The sequence below is a fragment of the Cellulosimicrobium cellulans genome (assembly GCF_042723955.1).
GTDB lineage: Bacteria > Actinomycetota > Actinomycetes > Actinomycetales > Cellulomonadaceae > Cellulosimicrobium > Cellulosimicrobium cellulans_H.
In genome coordinates, this window is the sequence record NZ_JBHXIC010000107.1 from 1 (window position 1) to 3743 (window position 3743).

Sequence of the window (3743 nt, forward strand, 5' to 3'; positions counted from 1 at the left end):
GGCCCGTCCCCCGGGTTTGGGGCTCGCCCCCCCCCCCACCCCCCCACTCCCCGCGGCTGCGCCGCCGGGGCGCGCGGCCACCCCGGGTTCGGCGAGCGGGGCGGCGGGGGCGGGAGTGGGGCGGTCGCGCCACCAGTCGCGGAACGTCTGCTTCGCGGGTGCCGGGAGGTCGCGCGAGCGGGTCCACGCCGACGCGGGCGGTGGCAGGGTCGAGATCCGGCCCTTCGGCCCAGCGACCAGCCGCCCGAGCCCCGCCGCCTTCTCCGCGAGCTCGAACCGCCGCGCGTCCGACATGACGAACGAGGCCGCCTTCATCGCCGCGCCCCACCCGGTGGGCCGGCCGCGGTCGGCGTCGACCTCGCGTGCCCGGAGCTCGACGAGGATCGACGGGATGTCGATCTTCACGGGGCACACGTCGTAGCACGCGCCGCACAGCGTCGAGGCGTAGGGGAGCGACGCGTTCGGGTCGTGGTGGCCGGAGAGCCCGCCGGAGGACTTGGTGAGCTGTGGCGTGAGGATCGCGCCGATCGGGCCGGGGTACACCGACCCGTACGCGTGGCCGCCGACGCGCTCGTACACCGGGCACACGTTGAGGCACGCCGAGCAGCGGATGCAGTGCAGCGCGGCCCGCCCCACCTCGTCGGCGAGGACGTCGGTGCGCCCGTTGTCGAGCAGCACGAGGTGGAACTCCTGGGGTCCGTCGCCGGGCGTGACGCTCGTCCACAGGGAGGTGTACGGGTTCATGCGCTCCCCGGTGGACGAGCGCGGCAGGAGCTGGAGGAACACCTCGAGGTCGGTGTACGTGGGCACGACCTTCTCGATCCCCATGACGGTGATGAGCGTCTCGGGGAGCGTGAGGCACATGCGCCCGTTGCCCTCGGACTCGACGACGGTCAGCGTCCCCGTGTCCGCGACGCCGAAGTTCGCGCCGCTGATCGCGACCTTCGCCGAGAGGAACTTGCGGCGCAGGTGGGCGCGCGCCGCCATGGCGAGCTCGCGCGGGACGTCCGACAGGTCGGGCGGGGCGTCACCCATGCGGGCGAGGAAGATCTCGCGGATCTCCGCCCGGTTGCGGTGGATCGCGGGCACGAGGATGTGCGACGGCATGTCGTCGGCGAGCTGCACGATGAGCTCCGCGAGGTCCGTCTCGTACGCCGCGATGCCCTCGGCGGCGAGCGCCTCGTTGAGCCCGATCTCCTGCGTCGCCATGGACTTCACCTTGACGACCTCGTCGACGCCCTTGGCCTTGACGAGGTCCGCGACGATCCGGTTCGCCTCGTCCGCGTCGCGCGCCCAGTGCACGACCCCGCCGCGCGCCACGACGTTGCGCTCCAGCTCCTCGAGGAGCTCGGGCAGGCGCGCCATGACGTCGGTCTTGATGGCGGACCCCGCGTCGCGCAGCGCCTCCCAGTCCGGCACCTCGCCGACGACGGCGGCGCGCTTGGCGCGGATGGTCGACGTCGCGTGCGCGAGGTTGCGCCGCAGCTGCGTGTTCTGGAGCGCCTCGCGCGCCGCGTCGGGGAACGACCCGCCCCAGCGCAGCGGGGCGTCCGGGCGCGGGACGTCGCCGAACGCGTCCGACGCCGCGCCGGCACCCGCCGACGTGCCGTGGCCGCCCGGGTGGGCGACGTCGTCGGGCAGGGTGCGCGCGCCGCGCCGGACGGGCAGGCCGAGGAACGTGCGGCTCACCGGGCACCCCCACGTGTCGACGGGCCGACCCCGGCGGGGGCGGGCGCGTCCTTCGTGGAGGCGAGGATCTCCGCGAGGTGCAGCGTGCGGACGCCCGCGCGGATGCGCGACAGGCCGCCGCCGATGTGCATGAGGCACGACGCGTCGCCGGCGGTGAGGACCTCGGCGCCCGTCGACTTCACGTGCGTCATCTTGTCGGCGAGCATCGCCGTCGACGTCTCGGCGTTCTTCAGCGCGAAGGTGCCGCCGAACCCGCAGCACGCCTCCGCCGCGGGCAGCTCGACGAGGTCGATGCCCTCGACCGCGCGCAGGAGGCGCAGCGGCTTGTCGCCGACGTGGAGCATGCGCAGCGAGTGGCACGTCGGGTGGTAGGTGACCCGGTGGGGGAAGGAGGCGCCGACGTCGGTCACGCCGAGCACGTCGACGAGCAGCTCGGACAGCTCGTACGTCTTCGCGGCGACCGCGTCGGCGGTGCGCGCGAGGTCGTCGAGCCCGGCCCGTCGGCAGACCATCGCCTGCTGGTGCCGTACGGATCCCGTGCAGGACCCGGACGGGACGACGACGGCGTCCCACTCGCCGTCGAGCACGGGGGAGAACGCCTCGACGTGGTTGCGCACCACCGGGACCGCCTCGTCGAGGTACCCGGTGTTGACGTGCATCTGGCCGCAGCACGCCTGGCGCTCGGGGAAGAACACCTCGTGCCCGAGGCGCTCGAGGAGGAGGGCGGTGGCGCGCGGTGCCTGGGGGAACATCACGTCGCCGATGCAGGTCGCGGTGAGGGCTATGCGCATCGTTGCTCCGGGGGAGGGCGAGTCGGTCCAGTCTCGCCGGGCCGCGTCCGTGCCGCCTGCCGAGACCGCCGCGGTGAGGCGCCGCGGCTGTGGTCTGACCACAGGTCGTCCACTGTAGACCAGGAGAGGCGTGTGGTCTGACCACAGCGCGCCGGGGTCGCCTACCCTGAGCGGGTGCGCACCCATGAACGCGTCCTCGCCCGCATCGAGGCGGACCTCGCCGCGGGCCGCTGGGCGCTCGGCGAGCGGCTCCCGGCCGAGCGCGCGCTCGCCGAGGAGCTCGGCGTCTCGCGCCCCTCCGTGCGGGAGGCGATCCGCGTCCTCGAGGCCATGGGCATCGTGCGCACGGCCGTGGGCTCCGGGCCCGACGCCGGGGCGACCGTCGTCGACCGGCCCGCCGCGGGCCTCGGGGCGGCCGTGCGGCTGCACGTCGCGTCGGGGACGCTCGCGGTGCGCGACGTCGTCGAGACGCGCGTGCTGCTCGAGACGTGGGCCGTCCGCGCGGCGGCCGAGCGGGTCGCCGCCGGGAGGGGCGCCGGCGAGAGGGGCGCTGGCGAGAGGGGCATCGGCGAGCAGGGGCCGGGCCCCGGGCCGGACGCGCCGGAGATCTCGGAGGCGCTCGCCGCGGCGCGCGCGCTGCTCGACCGCATGGACGACCCGGCGCTCGCGGCCGAGGGGTTCCGCGAGCTCGACGCGTCGTTCCACGTGCTGCTCGTGCGGCTCGCGGGCAACCCGCTCGTCGAGGCGGTCATGACCGGGCTGCGCGGGGCGATCGAGTCGTACGTCGCCCAGGGGAGCGCGACCCTGCCGTCGTGGGAGCGGTCCGCGGCGCGCCTGCGCACCGAGCACCGCTCCGTCCTGGCGGCCGTGACGGCGGGCGACGGCGATCGCGCCGCGCGCGAGGTCCGCGCCCACATCGAGGACTTCTACGCCGAGACAGGGCTCTGAGCGGTGCGGGACCCGCGGCCCCGGTCGGGCTCGCGGCCCGATCGGCGTGCGGTCGGGGAGTTCGGCGGCGCACCACCGGGGTGGCGGGACGGACGGGGTCCCACCACCCCGGCGCCTCCCCGTCAGGCCGAGCAGGTGGCCGTCGGGAGCGTGGTGTTGCCGTTCGAGTAGAGCGTGATGCCGAAGGCGTCGCCGTTCCCGTTCGGTGTCGCGGTGAGGGTGCCGCTCGTGCCGGAGACGGCGGCGTTCCAGGAGTTCTGCAGGCTCTGGCCGGAGCCGGTGCGGATGGTCACGGTCCAGTCGGACGCGCCCGAG

3 protein-coding genes and 1 pseudogene are annotated in these 3743 nt (G+C 75.3%); 1 reads left to right on the top strand and 3 read right to left on the bottom strand.

What is annotated here, in order from left to right:
- The coding region (locus ACFWH7_RS19000; protein ID WP_378218892.1) for a LutB/LldF family L-lactate oxidation iron-sulfur protein at nt 1-1689 on the bottom strand (1689 nt) is incomplete at its 3' end.
- A complete protein-coding gene (locus ACFWH7_RS19005; RefSeq protein ID WP_378218894.1) occupies nt 1686-2480 on the bottom strand; it encodes a (Fe-S)-binding protein in 795 nt (264 codons plus the stop codon). The genes ACFWH7_RS19000 and ACFWH7_RS19005, both read right to left, overlap by 4 nt.
- Nucleotides 2481-2654: 174 nt before the next feature.
- Between ACFWH7_RS19005 and ACFWH7_RS19010 the strand changes: the two genes are divergently transcribed.
- Complete coding sequence (locus ACFWH7_RS19010; RefSeq protein WP_378218896.1) at nt 2655-3428, top strand: FadR/GntR family transcriptional regulator; 774 nt, start codon at nt 2655-2657, stop codon at nt 3426-3428.
- 122 nt (nt 3429-3550) lie between these two features.
- On the opposite strand, the pseudogene ACFWH7_RS19015 reads toward ACFWH7_RS19010, so the two are convergent.
- Nucleotides 3551-3743 (bottom strand): annotated as a pseudogene (locus ACFWH7_RS19015) (glycoside hydrolase family 11 protein); the annotation flags it as partial.